The organism is Pseudaeromonas sharmana (assembly GCF_042649925.1).
Classification (GTDB): Bacteria; Pseudomonadota; Gammaproteobacteria; order Enterobacterales; family Aeromonadaceae; genus Pseudaeromonas; species Pseudaeromonas sharmana.
Window position 1 is genome coordinate 599,683 of sequence record NZ_JBHSAF010000001.1, and the last position, 15,460, is coordinate 615,142.

Annotated in this window: 17 protein-coding genes; 7 read left to right on the top strand and 10 right to left on the bottom strand. The window is 56.3% G+C overall.

The features are described 5' to 3' along the window. Positions 1 to 107 precede the first annotated feature (107 nt). Positions 108 to 1,814 carry an FAD-dependent oxidoreductase gene (locus tag ACFOSS_RS02830; RefSeq protein ID WP_377150505.1) on the top strand — a complete coding sequence of 569 codons (1,707 nt, stop codon included), beginning with the start codon at positions 108 to 110 and terminating at the stop codon, positions 1,812 to 1,814. Positions 1,815 to 1,886: 72 nt separating this feature from the next. On the opposite strand, the gene ACFOSS_RS02835 is transcribed toward ACFOSS_RS02830, so the two are convergent. The 6 genes from ACFOSS_RS02835 to ACFOSS_RS02860 all read right to left on the bottom strand — a co-directional run bounded on the left by ACFOSS_RS02835 (position 1,887) and on the right by ACFOSS_RS02860 (position 7,392). Further along, positions 1,887 to 2,516 (bottom strand): hypothetical protein, encoded by a 630-nt coding sequence (locus tag ACFOSS_RS02835; RefSeq protein ID WP_377150506.1) that lies wholly within the window; start codon positions 2,514 to 2,516, stop codon positions 1,887 to 1,889. A 112-nt stretch (positions 2,517 to 2,628) separates the two neighbouring features. Continuing rightward, positions 2,629 to 3,390 (bottom strand): substrate-binding periplasmic protein, encoded by a 762-nt coding sequence (locus tag ACFOSS_RS02840; RefSeq protein WP_377150507.1) that lies wholly within the window; start codon positions 3,388 to 3,390, stop codon positions 2,629 to 2,631. Between the two features lie 97 nt (positions 3,391 to 3,487). Beyond that, positions 3,488 to 4,219 (bottom strand): peptidase, encoded by a 732-nt coding sequence (locus ACFOSS_RS02845; RefSeq protein ID WP_377150508.1) that lies wholly within the window; start codon positions 4,217 to 4,219, stop codon positions 3,488 to 3,490. A 22-nt stretch (positions 4,220 to 4,241) separates the two neighbouring features. Next, positions 4,242 to 5,033 carry a transglutaminase family protein gene (locus ACFOSS_RS02850; RefSeq protein ID WP_377150509.1) on the bottom strand — a complete coding sequence of 264 codons (792 nt, stop codon included), beginning with the start codon at positions 5,031 to 5,033 and terminating at the stop codon, positions 4,242 to 4,244. Continuing rightward, positions 5,030 to 5,962, bottom strand: a complete 933-nt coding sequence (locus ACFOSS_RS02855; RefSeq protein ID WP_377150510.1) for an alpha-E domain-containing protein — start codon at positions 5,960 to 5,962, stop codon at positions 5,030 to 5,032. Before ACFOSS_RS02855 ends, ACFOSS_RS02850 begins: the two co-directional genes overlap by 4 nt. Beyond that, positions 5,956 to 7,392 carry a circularly permuted type 2 ATP-grasp protein gene (locus ACFOSS_RS02860; RefSeq protein ID WP_377150511.1) on the bottom strand — a complete coding sequence of 479 codons (1,437 nt, stop codon included), beginning with the start codon at positions 7,390 to 7,392 and terminating at the stop codon, positions 5,956 to 5,958. Before ACFOSS_RS02860 ends, ACFOSS_RS02855 begins: the two co-directional genes overlap by 7 nt. 416 nt (positions 7,393 to 7,808) lie before the next feature. Here ACFOSS_RS02860 and ACFOSS_RS02865 point away from each other — a divergent pair, with 416 nt between their 5' ends. Together ACFOSS_RS02865 and ACFOSS_RS02870 are read left to right on the top strand one after the other, a co-directional pair. Beyond that, positions 7,809 to 8,231 (top strand): YeeE/YedE family protein, encoded by a 423-nt coding sequence (locus ACFOSS_RS02865; RefSeq protein ID WP_377150512.1) that lies wholly within the window; start codon positions 7,809 to 7,811, stop codon positions 8,229 to 8,231. A 10-nt stretch (positions 8,232 to 8,241) separates the two neighbouring features. Continuing rightward, positions 8,242 to 8,712 carry a DUF6691 family protein gene (locus tag ACFOSS_RS02870; RefSeq protein WP_377150513.1) on the top strand — a complete coding sequence of 157 codons (471 nt, stop codon included), beginning with the start codon at positions 8,242 to 8,244 and terminating at the stop codon, positions 8,710 to 8,712. Between the two features lie 89 nt (positions 8,713 to 8,801). Here ACFOSS_RS02870 and ACFOSS_RS02875 read toward each other — a convergent pair whose 3' ends face one another. Then, the gene (locus ACFOSS_RS02875) at positions 8,802 to 9,302 is read right to left on the bottom strand and encodes a YfbU family protein (RefSeq protein WP_377150514.1); all 501 of its coding nucleotides are present in this window, start codon (positions 9,300 to 9,302) and stop codon (positions 8,802 to 8,804) included. A gap of 220 nt (positions 9,303 to 9,522) precedes the next feature. On the opposite strand from ACFOSS_RS02875, the gene ACFOSS_RS02880 reads away from it, so the two are divergent. Genes ACFOSS_RS02880 through ACFOSS_RS02895 form a run of 4 tightly spaced genes read left to right on the top strand, consistent with a single transcriptional unit; the run spans position 9,523 to position 12,614 of the window. Continuing rightward, entirely contained in the window at positions 9,523 to 10,065 is a 543-nt protein-coding gene (locus tag ACFOSS_RS02880; protein ID WP_377150515.1) for a hypothetical protein, read from the top strand. Between the two features lie 6 nt (positions 10,066 to 10,071). Beyond that, positions 10,072 to 11,046: a glycosyltransferase family 2 protein gene (locus tag ACFOSS_RS02885; protein ID WP_377150516.1), complete on the top strand. Its 975-nt coding sequence runs from the start codon at positions 10,072 to 10,074 to the stop codon at positions 11,044 to 11,046. After that, on the top strand, positions 11,043 to 11,414 hold the full coding sequence (locus ACFOSS_RS02890) for a GtrA family protein (protein WP_377150517.1): 372 nt from the start codon (positions 11,043 to 11,045) through the stop codon (positions 11,412 to 11,414). Before ACFOSS_RS02885 ends, ACFOSS_RS02890 begins: the two co-directional genes overlap by 4 nt. 18 nt (positions 11,415 to 11,432) lie before the next feature. After that, entirely contained in the window at positions 11,433 to 12,614 is a 1,182-nt protein-coding gene (locus ACFOSS_RS02895; protein ID WP_377150518.1) for a hypothetical protein, read from the top strand. 116 nt (positions 12,615 to 12,730) lie between these two features. Here ACFOSS_RS02895 and ACFOSS_RS02900 read toward each other — a convergent pair whose 3' ends face one another. Genes ACFOSS_RS02900 through ACFOSS_RS02910 form a run of 3 tightly spaced genes read right to left on the bottom strand, consistent with a single transcriptional unit; the run spans position 12,731 to position 15,420 of the window. After that, positions 12,731 to 13,237 (bottom strand): ASCH domain-containing protein, encoded by a 507-nt coding sequence (locus ACFOSS_RS02900; protein WP_377150519.1) that lies wholly within the window; start codon positions 13,235 to 13,237, stop codon positions 12,731 to 12,733. Positions 13,238 to 13,240: 3 nt separating this feature from the next. Beyond that, positions 13,241 to 14,086 carry a formyltransferase family protein gene (locus ACFOSS_RS02905; RefSeq protein ID WP_377150520.1) on the bottom strand — a complete coding sequence of 282 codons (846 nt, stop codon included), beginning with the start codon at positions 14,084 to 14,086 and terminating at the stop codon, positions 13,241 to 13,243. Then, positions 14,077 to 15,420, bottom strand: a complete 1,344-nt coding sequence (locus ACFOSS_RS02910) for a DUF4910 domain-containing protein (RefSeq protein WP_377150521.1) — start codon at positions 15,418 to 15,420, stop codon at positions 14,077 to 14,079. Before ACFOSS_RS02910 ends, ACFOSS_RS02905 begins: the two co-directional genes overlap by 10 nt. Positions 15,421 to 15,460 lie beyond the last annotated feature (40 nt).

Consider the following 15,460-nt stretch of genomic DNA (forward strand, 5'->3'; position numbering starts at 1 on the left):
ATTTAAATCTAGTTCCAGCATACCTTGAGTCGTAGCGGCTGTAACTGGCTATTGCATAATAAATTAGAAGATTCTAAAGTAACGGCAATTTCATCTAGGAGAATCCTATGACCAAGATAGTGATCATCGGTGGTGTGGCCGGTGGGGCTTCCGCAGCCGCACGGGCGCGACGCCTGTCAGAGACGGCAGAGATTATCGTGCTGGAGCGAGGTGAACACGTCTCTTTTGCCAACTGCGGACTGCCATATCACATCGGTGGCGATATCAAGCAGCGTGAGGCTTTGTTGCTACAGACACCGTTAAGCTTCAAGCGTCGTTTCAATGTCGATGTGCGAACCTTTCATGAGGTGGTTGCTATCGATCCGCAAGCGCGGCTGCTCACGGTCAAGATGTGGCCGAGTGGCGAGACCTATCAGGAGTCCTATGACAAGCTGTTGCTTAGCCCGGGGGCGGCGCCGGTTGTACCACCCATTCCTGGTTTAGACAATCCGGCAACGTTCGCGCTGCGCAACGTTCCGGATATGGATCGTATCATCGCCGCTCTGGATAGCCGCAAACCTGCCCATGCCACTGTGGTTGGGGGAGGCTTCATTGGCCTGGAGATGGTCGAAGCCTTGCATCAACGCGGCATCAAGGTAACCCTGCTGGAATTGGCTGCGCAGGTCATGGCGCCAGTCGATCCGGAAATGGCCAATATCCTGCATCACGAATTGGTACAACAGGGCATTGACCTGCGCCTCAACCGTGGTTTGACTGCGGTGACCCAAGGCGTGAGTCCGGAAGCTGACCGTGACGCCACTGGCTCTTGCGAGCAAGGAAGCGATAATGGCGATCTGACCCTGCAACTCAGCAGTGGTGAGACGCTGATGACAGATATGCTGATTTTGGCTATCGGTGTCAAACCGGAGGTTCGTCTGGCCAATGCCGCGGGCCTGGTGCTGGGTGCCAGTGGTGGTATCAAGGTGGATGCCAGCATGCGTACATCGGATCCGCACATCTATGCGGTCGGCGATGCGGTTGAGACGCCAGAGTTTGTCACCGGCAAGCCAGGAGTGATCCCGTTGGCAGGACCGGCAAATCGACAGGGGCGTATGGCTGCGGACAACATGCTGGGTCGCGATATCAGCTATACCCGTACGCAAGGGACGGCCATCTGTAAGGTGTTTGACCTGGCGGTTGCGAGCACGGGGCTGAATGAGAAACGCATCAAGGCGCTGGGCTTAGCCTATGAGAAAATCTACGTGCATCCGGCCAGTCACGCCAGCTACTATCCCGGCGCCCATCCGGTCAGCTTCAAGCTACTGTTTGATCCGCAAAATGGCCGTATTCTTGGCGCCCAGGCCGTGGGTAAGGACGGCGTCGACAAGCGTATAGATGTCCTGGCGGTGGCGATGCGTGCCGGCCTGACGGTCATGCAACTCGAAGAGCTGGAACTGACGTATGCACCGCCATTTGGTTCTGCTCGCGATGTTATCAACCAGGCCGGCATGGTGGCCGCGAATGTCATCAATGGCGATGAGGTGGTATGTCACAGTGAGGATATTCTGGCGCTGACGGCAGATCAGCTGCTGCTGGATGTTCGCAATCCTGGTGAGTTGACCAGCATTGGCCAGATCCCGGGTGCTATCAATATTCCCGTCGATGAGCTGCGTCAACGTCTGTCCGAGTTGCCTACAGACAAGGAGATCCTGGTCACCTGCCAGGTGGGTCTGCGCGGCCACGTGGCTTGCCGCATGTTGCGAAATGCCGGCTTCAAGGCGCGGAACCTGTCGGGTGGCTTCAAGACCTTCCAGATGGCCACGGCTCGTTTTTAACGCGCCAGGGTAAGCTTGAGAACACACCAGGCCAGCGCATGCTGGCCTGGTTATGCTGTTCTTGGGGCCGCGTCACTCCAGATCGGGCAGGTTGGCAAAGGGATTATCCAACTCCATCATGCTCAGACGTGCTGTCTCGATAAATTTCGGTACTTGCCCCCTAAGACCCCATACGCTCAGCTCGCCAGCCCGGAAATGGTGGCCTGGGTAGGATTCATCATCGGTGCGGAAGTCATCAATCCGGGCACTGTCAAAGTCGAGTGGATGCAGGACCAGAATGGGCCGCAGTGCGGTGAAAAGATCGCGCGTTAATTCAGTGCCGAGACTCAGTGGCCGCCGTTCTTCATCAAATAGCCAAGTTCCTTCCCCAAGCATGTTATTGAAAAAACCACCGCGTAATAAAAATAGCTTGGCCAGCCGGATCGCCTGTTCGATGGTGATGGGGGCATGATGTGGTTGCGGGCGCCAGAATACCAGCTCTTCAATTCGGGTCAGACTGAGCAACTGTTCGGGCCGGGTTTCAGCGTCGACGCGATCCCAAAGCTGACTGACAGCCAACTGGATCTGGAGATTGATATCGGCTAACCGTTCAATGGCTTGTTCGGGGGCAAGTGAGTCATCCGAGAGCAGGTGATTGACGGCAATGGCCGCCTGCAGATCATCGCTGCCGGCGGTAGGATCCTGATGTGTTGCTGCGGACATGACGAACTCCTGAAAGTCGGGGGTGGCACCGGTTTATTGAGCATAACGTACTGCAACACAGTGCCAAACTTCGTGATGCGTCTATGTGCGCCGGCTCAGAAGTTGACGAGAATCAGGGCGTGATTTTGGTGTATTTATCCAAAACCAGTTGGTATCGACCGTCTTTTTTCGCCTGTTGTAGCGCGGCGTTAAAACGGGAGACGAATTCGCTCGACAGCCGGCGTTTGCTCAGCATGAAGAAGGCCGGCGCTTCGTAAACCTCAACCGGTGAGCGGACGATTTTGTACTGTAACCCGTGCTGCTTGAGATTCCAGGTGGTGGCCAACCAATCGCCAAGAAAGCCGTCGATGCGGCCTTTGAGCAATTTGCTGTAATTGGTCTCTTCGGCAAAGACCTCCTGTACATTGCTCAATTTGCGATTCCGCTCGACAACCGGGCCATAGTAGAAATCTTTGGTGACCCCGATCAGCGTCCCTTCGGACAACAAAGTGGCAATTTTGTCGGCCTTGAGCTGGTTCCCGGACTTAACCCACAGATGGGCGCGGCTGGGGCTATAGGCATCGGAGAAGACTGCATATTCGGCACGATCAGGGTTGTAATACGCCTCCATGGCAATGTCCGTCATACCCTCCTTGAGCTCTTGTAATTGGCGCTTCCAGGGGCGTTCCCGATACTCAATTTCGCAGCCGATGTCATGGACGATCAGATTGAGCACATCGATGGCAAATCCGGTCATCTCTCCTTTTTCCGTCTGGAAATGGTATGGTGGCCAAGGGTCCCATCCGACTTGCAGGGGTTGCGGACAAAGTGGATTGGCGGCCATGGCGGTCATGGCAAACGGGGTGAGGAGTATGACAACTGGCCACAGGCGCATAGGGTTGTAGATTCCGTGCTTTTATCATTATGAGGCAGATTAGAGCACAGCGGCGGTGGCGAAAGGATGACCGTGGCCACGTTATTGCACAAGCAATCTACTTCGAATGAGTCCATTTTTGTGGTGGCAATTGTGCGAACAATTCCAGTAAGCCGTGTGACCAGGCCTGACGCAGGCGGTGAAAATCGGGGTCATCTTCGCTGATCCTGTGTTGATCCGTCGCATCAAAACTGTCTCGTCGGTAGCGCATGACATCCAGTGGCATACCAACCGAGAGGTTGCTGCGCAATGTTGAGTCTAGCGAGATCAAAGCGCACTGCATGGCCTGGTCCAGTGGCGTGTCGTGAGCCAATACCCGGTCAATGATGGGTTTGCCATATTTACTTTCGCCGATTTGAAAGTAGGGAGTATCGTCACTGGCCTCGATGAAGTTGCCTTCTGGATAGATGTGAAACAGCCGGTGAGGTTGACCATGGATCTGCCCACCAAGGAGCAGGTTGCAACTGAAGTTGATGCCGCTTTGCTGCTGCCCGCCGTCGCGGGCGATCACCTCGCGTACGGTATTGCCGACCAGTGTAGCCGCATCATACAGCGAGCCGACATTCATCAGATTCAGCTTCTCTTCCTGACAGCGTTGCCGTAGCAAGCTGAGGACACTCTGGGTGGTTGCCAGATTGCCGGCACTCTGCAGCACGAGTACCCGTTCGCCGGCTTGGGCAAACACATTGAGTTTACGAAAGGTGGCGATGTGATCGACACCGGCGTTCGTGCGCGAGTCCGAGGCAAAGACCAATCCCTCTTGCAGCCGCATCGCCACACAGTACGTCATGTTAGCTGTCCCTTCACTGATGTTATTGCTGTTGTTGCTGCTGCAGTTGTACTGCGGCATGAGCCTGCATGGCTTCAGTGCCACCCCCAATGCGGACACCCCGCACCGGGCATGCGTCGAGGTAATCAATGCCGACAGCCAGCTTCAAATGCTGGGTTGGACTCAGACATTGATTCGTCACATCAAAGGTATGCCAGCTGTCCTGGTACCACACCTCACACCAGGCATGCATGGCGACATGGCTGGAGTCGGCCGTATAAAGGTAGCCGCTGACATAACGTGCCGGCAACCCAAGGCTGCGACAGCATGCAACAAATACGTGGCTATGATCCTGACACACCCCACAGCCACGGGCAAAACTCTCTGCGGCGCTGTCGCCAACCTGAGTTGCGCCCGGAGTGTAGGGCATTTTTTCCAGTACGGCCTGCATCAGAGCTTCGAGATTTGGATGCCCCTGCGGGTCGAGGCAGCGAGCCGCGAATTGCCGAATCGCTGCATCAGGTTGTGTCAACGGGCTATGACGCAAGAAAATCAGTGGTGAAAGCGACTCCGTCTCTGGGGCATTCTCCTCGAGGATCTCAACTTCACCGCGTGCCAGAATATGAATATCTTCGTGCGGCTGCTCCAGCGTCAGCACATGTAACACATTGCCAAAGCCGTCCGTGGTGCACGTGGCGTGTTCTGGCAACGATAGCTCCCAGCTGATGATTCGCTGCCGCTGACTGCTCTTCGGGGTGAGGCGCAGATATTGGGTACTGCGGCGAACTTCTTCCCGATATTGGTAGCGGGTGTGATGCTCTATCGTCAGTCTCATGTTGACGCCTCCAGGTAGGCTTTATGGATGCTGTCGGCGATGGCATTGATGTCGCCGAGGAAACGGTTCAGATAGTCGTGTAGTCCGGTCACGAACAACTCCTCTTTGGTGTCAAACCGCAGTCGGGCATGCTGGATGGCCGTTAACCGGCGCGGTTCACGGCCAGCATCGCCTTCAATGCGTTCCAACAGATGCTCTACCTCTTCGACACTGGCTCGCAGGGAACGGGGAACCTCGTTGCGCAAGATGAGCAATTCGGCAACCAGCTCCGGAGTGGGACTCTGTTTGTAGAGCTCCTGGTAGGCTTCATAGGCACCGACGGAGCGTAACAGCGCATTCCAACGATAAAAGTCGCGCACCGGGTCTTCCTGGTCGTTCATTACCTGGTATTTAACATCCAGGATCCGCGCCGTGTTATCCGCCCGTTCGATAAAGGTTCCCAGCCGGATGAAATGCAAGGTGTCGCTGCGTAAAATGGTGCCAAATGTTGCCCCCCGTACTTGATGCGAGCGCTCCTTGACCCAGTCAAAGAAGGCGATGGCCTCTTCCGGTGTGATCCCCTGTTTGCGCCGCGAGCGGATTTCGAGCCAGGTAGCATTCAAACTTTCCCATACCTCAGCGCTGATTCGTCCTCGCACCGCGTGAGCATTGTCCCGGGCCGCTTTCAGGCAGCTATAGATGCTGACGGGGTTGGTATCATCGAAGATGAAAAAGTCGAGCAGACGCCCCATGCTGACATGCTGGTGGCGTGCCAGATAGGGCTCGTGAGTCCCGGTGATGGTCAGCGGGGCAATCAGCTCGCTGTTCTCTGCGTCAATCTGTGGCATCAACGACATCGAATAGGTGACATCCAGCATCCGCGCCGTGTTTTCTGCGCGCTCCAGATAGCGCGACATCCAGTACAGTTCGCTGGCGGTTCGGCTTAGCATAGGTGGTCCTCCACAACCCAGGTGTCTTTCGTTCCCCCGCCTTGCGAGGAGTTGACGACCAGTGATCCTTCCGTCAAGGCCACGCGAGTCAGGCCACCTGGGACGATACGGGTTTCACGACCGGTCAACACAAACGGACGCAGATCGATATGTCGCGGTGCAATGCCGCTGTCGACAAAGGTTGGACAGGTCGATAGCGACAGGGTGGGTTGTGCAATGTAATGGCTGGGGCGGGCTTTGATCCGCTCAGCAAAGGCGGCAATTTCATTGCGCGTTGCGCACGGGCCGATCAGCATGCCGTAGCCTCCGGCGCCATGCACTTCCTTGACGACCAGTTCCGGAAGATGCTCGAGGACATAGCGCAAATCGGTTTCACGACGGCACTGCCAGGTCGGGACATTGTTGAGGATCGGCTCTTCGTGCAGATAGAACCGTATCATTTCCGGGACATACGGGTAGATGGATTTATCGTCTGCCACCCCTGTTCCGACCGCATTTGCCAGCACGACGCCGCCATCTCGATAAACTGACAGCAGCCCCGGGACGCCGAGCATGCTATCCGGGCGGAAAGCCAGCGGATCGAGGTAGGCGTCATCGATGCGGCGATAGATGACATCAACCTGACGCGGGCCGGCAGTCGTGCGCATGAAGACCCGACTCTCCTTAACAAACAGGTCGGCGTTTTCCACCAGCTCGACACCCATCTGCTGGGCCAGGAAGCTGTGTTCAAAATAGGCACTGTTGAAGCGCCCCGGGGTCAGGACGACCACGCAGGGATTGTCTACGGCGGCGCTTTCACGCAGTGTCTGCAGTAGCAAAGAGGGGTAGCGCTCCACGGGGGCGATGCGCTGGCGAGAGAACAGCTCCGGATAGAGCCGCATCATCATTTTCCGGTTTTCCAGCATATACGAGACACCGGATGGCGTGCGCAGATTGTCCTCAAGCACATAGTAGTCGCCATCGTTGTTGCGGATCAGATCGACGCCGGTGATGTGGGCATAGGTGCGACGGTGAAGCGTGACGCCTTGCATGCAAGGTTGGTACTGCTCATTGGCTAACACCTGCTCTGCAGGCAGGATCCCGGCTTTGAGGATCTGCTGCTCGTGGTATATGTCGTGCAAGAAAGCATTCAGGGCCGTCACGCGCTGGCGGATGCCGATTTCGAGTTTCTGCCATTCGGCGGCGGGGATGATGCGGGGCACGTTATCAAACGGGATGAGGCGCTCGGCGCCTTCGTCTTCGCCATACACGTTGAACGTGATTCCAACGCGGTGAAACAGCAGATCCGCTTCTTCGCGCTTGTGCTGGATATGTTTTGGATCGGTTTGCTGCAGCCACTGCCAGTAGGGCAGATAGTGGTTCCGGCAAGAGCCATCCGATAACAGCATCTCGTCATACAGGGGGAAGGGGGGGGGCGCTAGGTTCAACATCATAAACCTCATTCTGACATCCTGTCCTGCCAGTGACATCGCAAATGGCGTGCCAACGAATGGGGCAATCCGGCGAATGTCATTCAGGTAACGAAAAATGCAGAACGCATCCTTTTGAGCAACCGGCCGCAAACCCGTCCATGGCGGCGCGTTGCCGGCATTCCGGTTGGCCAAGGTTGCTGCAATGGAGTCACGTTCGGCCTTATCGGATCAGCATTCGGCACCCCCCCTTGCGTTTGCGCATGCTGCGCACTGTTTTGGTGGCATAGCGGCGTGAATGGTTGTTTTTGGTGCGAGCGCGTGTCGGGATGAACAAGGCAGGGATTGTAATTAAGGGTTTTCTAATGTTTGATTTTCAGGTAGATTATATGCATTATTTCTAATGTATTGAGTCATTTACCTTCTGGGAGTATGCAATGGAGCTCTTTACTCCGCTGCCGGCATTGGCTGGTGGTGTACTGATTGGCGCGGCTGCCTTGCTGTTGTTGTTGGGGGCAGGGCGGATCGCCGGGATCAGCGGCATTCTAAGCGGAGTCATGCTTCGCCCCTGGTCTGAACGAGGCTGGCGCCTGTTGTTTGTAGCGGGTTTGATTGCGGGGGGCTGGCTCGGATTCACCTGGCTGGATCTGCCTGCTCCACAACTGAACCTAGCCGACTGGCCGGTATTGGCCATTGCCGGTTTTTTGGTTGGCGTCGGGGCCCGCTTGGGTAATGGTTGCACCAGTGGTCACGGCATCTGTGGTATCGGTCGACTCTCGGTGCGCTCTATCGTTGCCACCCTGGTATTCATGACCACGGGCGCGCTGACGGTGTTTGTCGTTAACCATCTGCTGGTTTGAGGAAGGACGCATGATTGGTTTGTTGAGCGGTTTGCTGTTCGGTCTGGGACTGGTTGTCTCCGGTATGGTGTTACCACAGAAGGTTCAGGGTTTTCTGGATATCAGTGGCCAGTGGGATCCCTCCTTGATGCTGGTCATGGGGGGGGCATTGGCAGTCTTTCTTCCTGGCTATTTCTGGCTGATCAGACCCCGTCGGCGGGCGCTGAACGGTAGCCCGTTCCACCTGCCGACCAAGACACGGCTGGATCGGCATTTGCTGCTGGGCAGCGCGCTGTTCGGTATTGGTTGGGGGCTGGGCGGCATCTGCCCCGGGCCGGCCATGGCATCACTGCCAGTGGGAAGTGCCGCGCTGTGGATCTTTGTGCTGGCCATGTTGGCTGGTATCAAGCTGGTGTGCTGGTGGGAAGCCAAACGCCATGCTCAATCGCCCAAGTTAGCTGGTGATGAGAACGTGATCTGCGTGCCCAGGGTGTCACATTGAGTTCGCATTGAGTTCGCATTGAAGAGTGGACAAAAAAACGGTGCCATGCAGCACCGTTTTTGTTGGCATCGAGAGGCGCCGGATGTGACTTACGCGTTAAGCACCTTGCGGATCTCTTGAATGGAGAGCTTGTAATGACGTGGACAGTCCTGCCAGGCCAGCAGCATGCGCTGGTACTTGTCACGCATGGCCAGTTCGGAGTTGAGCATAGCGCAACTCTTGCCCAGTTCTGGGAAACGCCCCTCTTCATCGAGCAGGAAGCAGACATAGTCGGCCAGCTCTTTTTCGTGACCGCGGGAGTAGCCGATGAACTCCAGACGGTTGGCAGAGACATCCACAGTTTCATCCGGGCTCAGGTTCTCGTAAGAGACCTTCAGCGCATGATACATTTCGAGCGTCGAGATGACTTCGCGACAGGTTGCCTCGTCCAGATGGCCAAACTCCTTCTCCAATTCCAGCATTTGCAGGCAGTAGCCGCGCGCTATGATGGTCTGGCAACGACGGTAATAATCGGCGCGCTCAGGATTCAGCCGGATCAGGATTTCGTACTGGTTGCTCAGGATAAGGCGCTGGGCGTGGTTCATGTTCATGGCACTGTCCTTCGATAGACAAATCAGGATTAATGTGGAATCTGAAATGCAGCATTACTGCTTTTCATCCCCGACTCCATGATCTGGGTCATTTCGCTGTCTTGCCGGACGATTCTGCTGCAGGTGCGCACTTTTTTTATGTGAGCCTCGACGCATTCTCTGTTGTTTGTCGGCCAACTGCTTTAGCATTGGCATACCTGAAAAATAGCCCCCAGTTGTTATGTCACGTACCGTCAAAGCTCTTTTTATTCTGGCGCTGCTTTGCCTGTCTGCTTACTACCTCGTGGTCCTATATCTGGCTCGACATCCCGACGTCAGCTATGCCTACCGCATGTACTATCTGGAAATGAAGACTCGCTACTGGAATCGAAACCAGACGCTCGCCTACATTCCAGGGTACCGTTTCGACATGGTTAATGATCGAGCCTGGATACTCAGCCGTCAGGGCTGGACCTTACCGAAAGACGATGGTTCGGGCACTGAATTTACTGGCCGTGGTGGGCTTTATTTCACCCTGCACCGGGTACCCACGGCACTGCGCCTAGTTGCCGAGGTGCGCAATATGCAGCCGAACAACCAGCTGACGCTGCGCATTGGCGCCTGGCAGCAGGATGTCGTATTGAAAGAAAAAGGTCCGCAACGCCTGATCGTGCCATTGCCGACTGACACCTTAGTAGCCGATCCGCTGGAAGCCAATCATATCGAAATGCAGAGCCTGGCTCCCATTCGCTTCCAGACGATGATGATTGATAACGGGGAATAACAACTGATGGAAAAGAAACAGGATTTTACGCTGTCACTGGTGGTGCCGGCGTATAACGAAGAAGAGAGTATTCAGACTTTTATCGATACGATCGACAAGGAGCTGGCCTCGTTGAGTGACCGGCTGCAAATTGTGTTCGTCAACGACGGCAGCCGGGATCGAACCCGTCAGGTCATCGAAGAGGTGATCACCCGTGATCCCCGGGTTACGCTCGTCAACCTGGCTCGCAACTTCGGCAAGGAAGCGGCGATGACCGCCGGGTTGTTTCACGCCCGTGGCGATGCCGTGATTCCGATGGATGTCGACCTGCAAGATCCACCGGCCTTGATTCATGAGTTTGTGCGAATGTGGCAACAAGGCTATGACACTGTCTACGGTGTGCGTACCGACCGCAATGCCGACACGCCGATGAAGCGTTTGACTGCCGGTGGCTTCTACCGCCTGTTCAATGCCGTGTCTACGACCACCAAAATTCCGGAAAACGCCGGTGATTTTCGTCTGATGGATCGCCGTGTCGTTGAAGTGATCAAGCAATTGCCGGAGCGTAACCGCTTTATGAAGGGGTTGTTCGCCTGGGCGGGATTCAACTCGATTGGCGTGCCTTATGAGCGCCCGGCCCGTGCGGCAGGGGAAACCAAGTTCAACTACTGGAAGCTGTGGAACTTTGCACTGGATGGCTTCTTCAGTTTCTCCAGCTGGCCGCTGCGGGTTTGGAGCTATATTGGTGCCAGCGTCGCGCTGTTGAGCTTCATTTACATGCTGGTGATCATCACCAAGGTGATCTTCTTTGGCATTGACAGCCCAGGTTATGCGTCACTGATGTGCGTCATCCTGTTCCTCGGCGGTATGCAGCTGATCTCGATCGGTGTGATCGGGGAGTATCTTGGCCGTATGTTCCTCGAGGTCAAACAGCGTCCGGTCTTCGTCGTCGAAGGCATCTATGGTCAGTATGCGCGTGATGATCAGCAGGAGCGCGCATGATCTCCCGTGACGAATTCTGGCGTCTGTTCCGGTTTGGATTAGTGGGTGGCGGTGCCACCCTGATCGATCTGGGCACCGCGGCCTTGTTGCTGTGGTTATGGCCCGCTCTGGCCGAAAATCTGGTGAGTACCCTGGCGTTCTTTGTCGCCTTCTGGTTCTCGTTTTTTGGCCATCGCTACATTACGTTCCAAAAGCAGGGCGCAGTCGGTAAGTTCCTGCTGGTGGCCCTGTTCTCGCTGGCGGTCAGAAATCTGCTGCTGCTGGCGCTATTGTGGTTCGGCCTGAGTGGGTTGTTGCCGATTATTATCGCAACCCTGTCTGTCACCATCCTGACCTACCTGCTGTCGCGGGTTTGGGTTTTTGTCTAATTCAGGAGAGACGAGTTCATGCATCTGGATCCTGTTCAGGTGGTCCCGGAGCGGCTACGCATAGGTCGCCGCGATTGGATGATGATCGCGCTGGCCTTTGTCGTCAGTCGCATTGCGCTGTATTGCATCGGCTACTTTGGGGCCATGCATTACAACGTCGAGACGGATTTTATCGACGCCATCAACTTCGTTGCCGCGGTTGAGGATGACATCCCCAGCATGTTCTGCCAGTTCGACTGTGGCTGGTTTCAGAGTATCGCTGATGTGGGTTATGACACTTACCCACATGGTTTGACGACCGGGCATGCGGCCAACTGGGCCTTCTTGCCTGGTTTCCCGATGACCGGGTACTGGATTGGCAAGGTGCTGGGCATTGGCACCCTGTACGGCTTCTATATCCTGACCAATCTGATGTTCTTTGTCTGCCTGCCGTTGTTCTTCCTCTGTCTGCGTCAGTTGGGACAGGATCTGGAGACGGCGCGGTTCGGTGTCTGGTTGCTGGCCTTCTCTCCTTATTCAATCTATTTCATCGCGCCGTATACCGAGTCCACCTTCCTGGCATTCACCATGATGGTGTTCCTGTTCTCCTATCGACACCGCTGGTTATGGGTTGCGGTAGCGGGTGCCCTGATGACTGCGACGCGTAATCTCGGTGTCATGGTGGTGTTTTCGGTCGCGATTCTGGCGTGGCAGGCCTATGGTTGGCGTGAGCTGTTGCGTTTTGGCGAGCGGTCATTGCGCGTGCTGCTGACGCTGTGGGTGATACCGTTGGCGTTATTCAGTTACATGCTCTACCTGCATCTGCATGTGGGGGATGCGTTTGCCTTCAAGAATGTGCAGTTGGCCTGGGGACGTGTCTTTGACAATCCATTCCACTACTGGTGGGAAGGCTTCAGCACCGGAGGTCGTAAATACTATCTCTCGGTGGTGATCGCCCTGGGGTGGGCGATGAACATGTATCTGCTCTATCAGCGTCGCTACGCCGAAGCACTGTTTATGCTGATTTGCACCATGGTGCCGCTGGTGACCAGTACCAATGCTTTCCCGCGTTACCTGTTCGGACTCTATCCGACCATGCTGGTTCTGGTGTTGTGGATCCGCAACAAGCCGATGTTGCGGCCGCTGCTGCTCGCCTTGTCGGCACTGTTATCGGCCTATTTCACTATCGCCTGGGTGAACGCCAAGTTCTTTGTGGTCTAAGTAATCCAAGCCCTGAAAGCCAGTCTGCAGACTGGCTTTTTTGTTGCTGGCATGGAGCCGGCCAGCAGCCTGGTCGGTGATTGTAGTGAAAATGCAGTGTAATAGTGGGCGGATTATTAAGTCTGATTTAAGAGTGCAGAGTACGCAGGGTGTACGGCCAGCAGTTGGAAGTGTTCCTGCACCAGCATCATCTGTGGGTCTGGCGTCAGGCCGAGCTCAGAACAGTCGCGACTGAAGAATGCCCAATGCGCGGCTTGCCACGCGGCCAAGCTAGCATCACCTTCGCCCTCGGCCGCGGCGAATTCGGCATCGACATCCGCAAAAGCACAGCTTTCGACCCGGGTGATCTCCACCAGGGCGACCGGTGACCCGCTCCAGTCGGTCACGATCAGCCAGTCCTCCTTCTCAGGTCTTCGCTCCGCGCCTGGTTGATACCAGGCCTCCAGACTGCAAGTCGCCCGTTTGATGCCCTGCGCAACCAACAGGGCGCATTGGTTGGCGCTGTGCTCATCGGCACAGAAGTAGTCAGCCTCAATGTGCCGTTCACGCCGCGCCTGAGGGTGCTGTTGGTAGTAGTGTTCAACAAAGGCTTGCGCTCGCGGCTCCAGTTGCGGCTGTGTCATGGCTTAGTTGCTCAGTGTGGCAGGCGCATGCCGCGAGGAAAGGAGCGGCGCGAGGGACTCGACACACAAGAGCTTGGCCGCCGGCATCGCCACGCCACTATCGAGACAGTAATCGACAATCTTGTCCTCCATCTGCCCATAGATCAGCTCAAGGTGTTGAGGTTGCCACATGCGCGCCGTCCAGATGCGTCCGCTGCTGGCGGGTCTGATCCCCGCAACCGGCTGCCCGGAGGCCAGCAGGGTGCCTAGTACCTCGGGCAACGCATCGCTAAACTCCCGTACGGCACGGCAGGCCAGGTCGTGCAACCGGTCACCTCTGCGAGGCGTCACGGCACTTTGGTAGAGAATATCGCCGCCATCTATCGCCTCGGTGGTGGTATGCAGGGTCATGCCGGTCATCTGCGGCTCCAGTAGATAGCTGGGCCAAAAGTGCGTGATGCAGCCGCGATACCAGGGCGAGAGCCCCCCATGAACGTTCCAGGCCATGCCGTCGAAGCAGCTTAGCAGTGCCGGCGAGAGCTTGTGGCAGCCATAGGAGAGCAGCAGTCGGGGTTGCAGTTGTCGCAGGTGGCTGATCAGGTCGTCAGCATTAAGCTGCGCCGAGGTAATCGGAATAGCGGCGTCGAGTGGGGCGCCGTGCTGGGAAAAGTAACTGTGCTCGCATTCATCCCGCAATGAAAAGTGACGCTGCCACAAGGTGGCCAAATGCCGATTCAGGTGCGCCGGGGGGGGCGGAGTGAAATGCTCGCGCTGTTCAGCAAACCAGGTAACCGGTAACCCGCAAGCCATGACCTGGCGAGCCAGATAGCGATGGCGCGGGTGATCGCCGGTAATGAGCACTATCGACATGGCTTCTCCTCAGGCTGCATGGCCGTAAAGCGGATCAGGTCTGCCTCTTCCAGTCGGGGTACCACTGCCAGCAGTGTGCTGAGTGGCATGCCGGCGCGATGGGCCATTTGTGGCAACGTGTGTTGGCCATCCGCGAGATTCAGTATCCACTGCATCGCCATCAGCTGGGTTCGGCCATCAAGCAAGCTATCGGTTGATTTAGCATGGCTGTGCGGGGAGTTCATGTTCGGATACAGACCGCGTCGGCCAAGTTGCGGCTCGCCATAGGGATTGGTGCGTTCGAACACGCCGGAGTTTTCATGCTGTAACAGCAGTTGCTCGAGTTGATCTATCGCGGCCACCAGCTGGTCGACTTGCATGAACTCCTTGGTATCACCACTGGTATGGTATTCGGCGAAGGCGCCATATACGGTGCGTGCAGCCTGCGCGACCGGCAGATTAAAACCGGGAGAACAATACTGCCGTTCATCGGAGCCGTGACAGGGGGTAAACTCGCGGATCTTCCATTGCTGCGGCCGCTCACTGGCCAGGCGTCGCACCAGCTGGTTGAGCAGGCAGTGTTCATTGCGCGCCAGTTTGATGGAGAGCGCCGTTTCCGGGCCGCCCAGACAAGTCAGAACCAATCCGCCGATACAATGCTGCTTGAGGTGCTCACCATAGCGATCCAGATAGCAGAGGCTGCCGATGGTTTCGGGTGCGAGCACGAATCGGTAGCTGAAACGCCGCTTGGGCCAGCGGAGTAAACGCTGATACAGGCCGAGCAGTACCAGCGGACCACTGAGTTCATTGTTGGCCATGCTTGGATGGCACAGATAGCTCGATAGCAGGAATTCCTGCGCCGTGTCGCCGGTGAGCAGGGTCGAGCCATAATTGATTTCGCCGGGAGTGAACTGGCTGTCGATGCGGACCTGATACTCTCCTGGAATCAGCTGATTCAACTCGTTATGCGTCAGGCAAAATCCCCAATTCGGTTGATAGTAGGAGGTGACATACGGAATCAGATCCGGCTGCTGGGGCAGGGTGTGCAGTTGCGGGCGCAGCGCCTCCAGTGACACCTTGCCAATCATCGGCGCCGAATAGTTCACTACCCGCAGGTTATGGTCGGCAAAGTCGGCGACCACCCGGCCATCGGGAGCGGTCAGGGTCGCGGATTCAATATGCCATTCGTGCGGCACAGTCCAGTCGAAGACCTGGGTACCAGAGGGGGTGCTTTCCAGATGCAGAGGCATCTGTTCTGCGAAGATGGCCAGACTCTCGCGCAAGCCGTGACCGGAAATGCTGCGACAGATGGGGAAGAGGCGGTCAAACAGAGAATCCAACTGCTCGATAGTCATTTTTATTGTGTGTCATCAAGGTGTTAATGATTGTATGCCA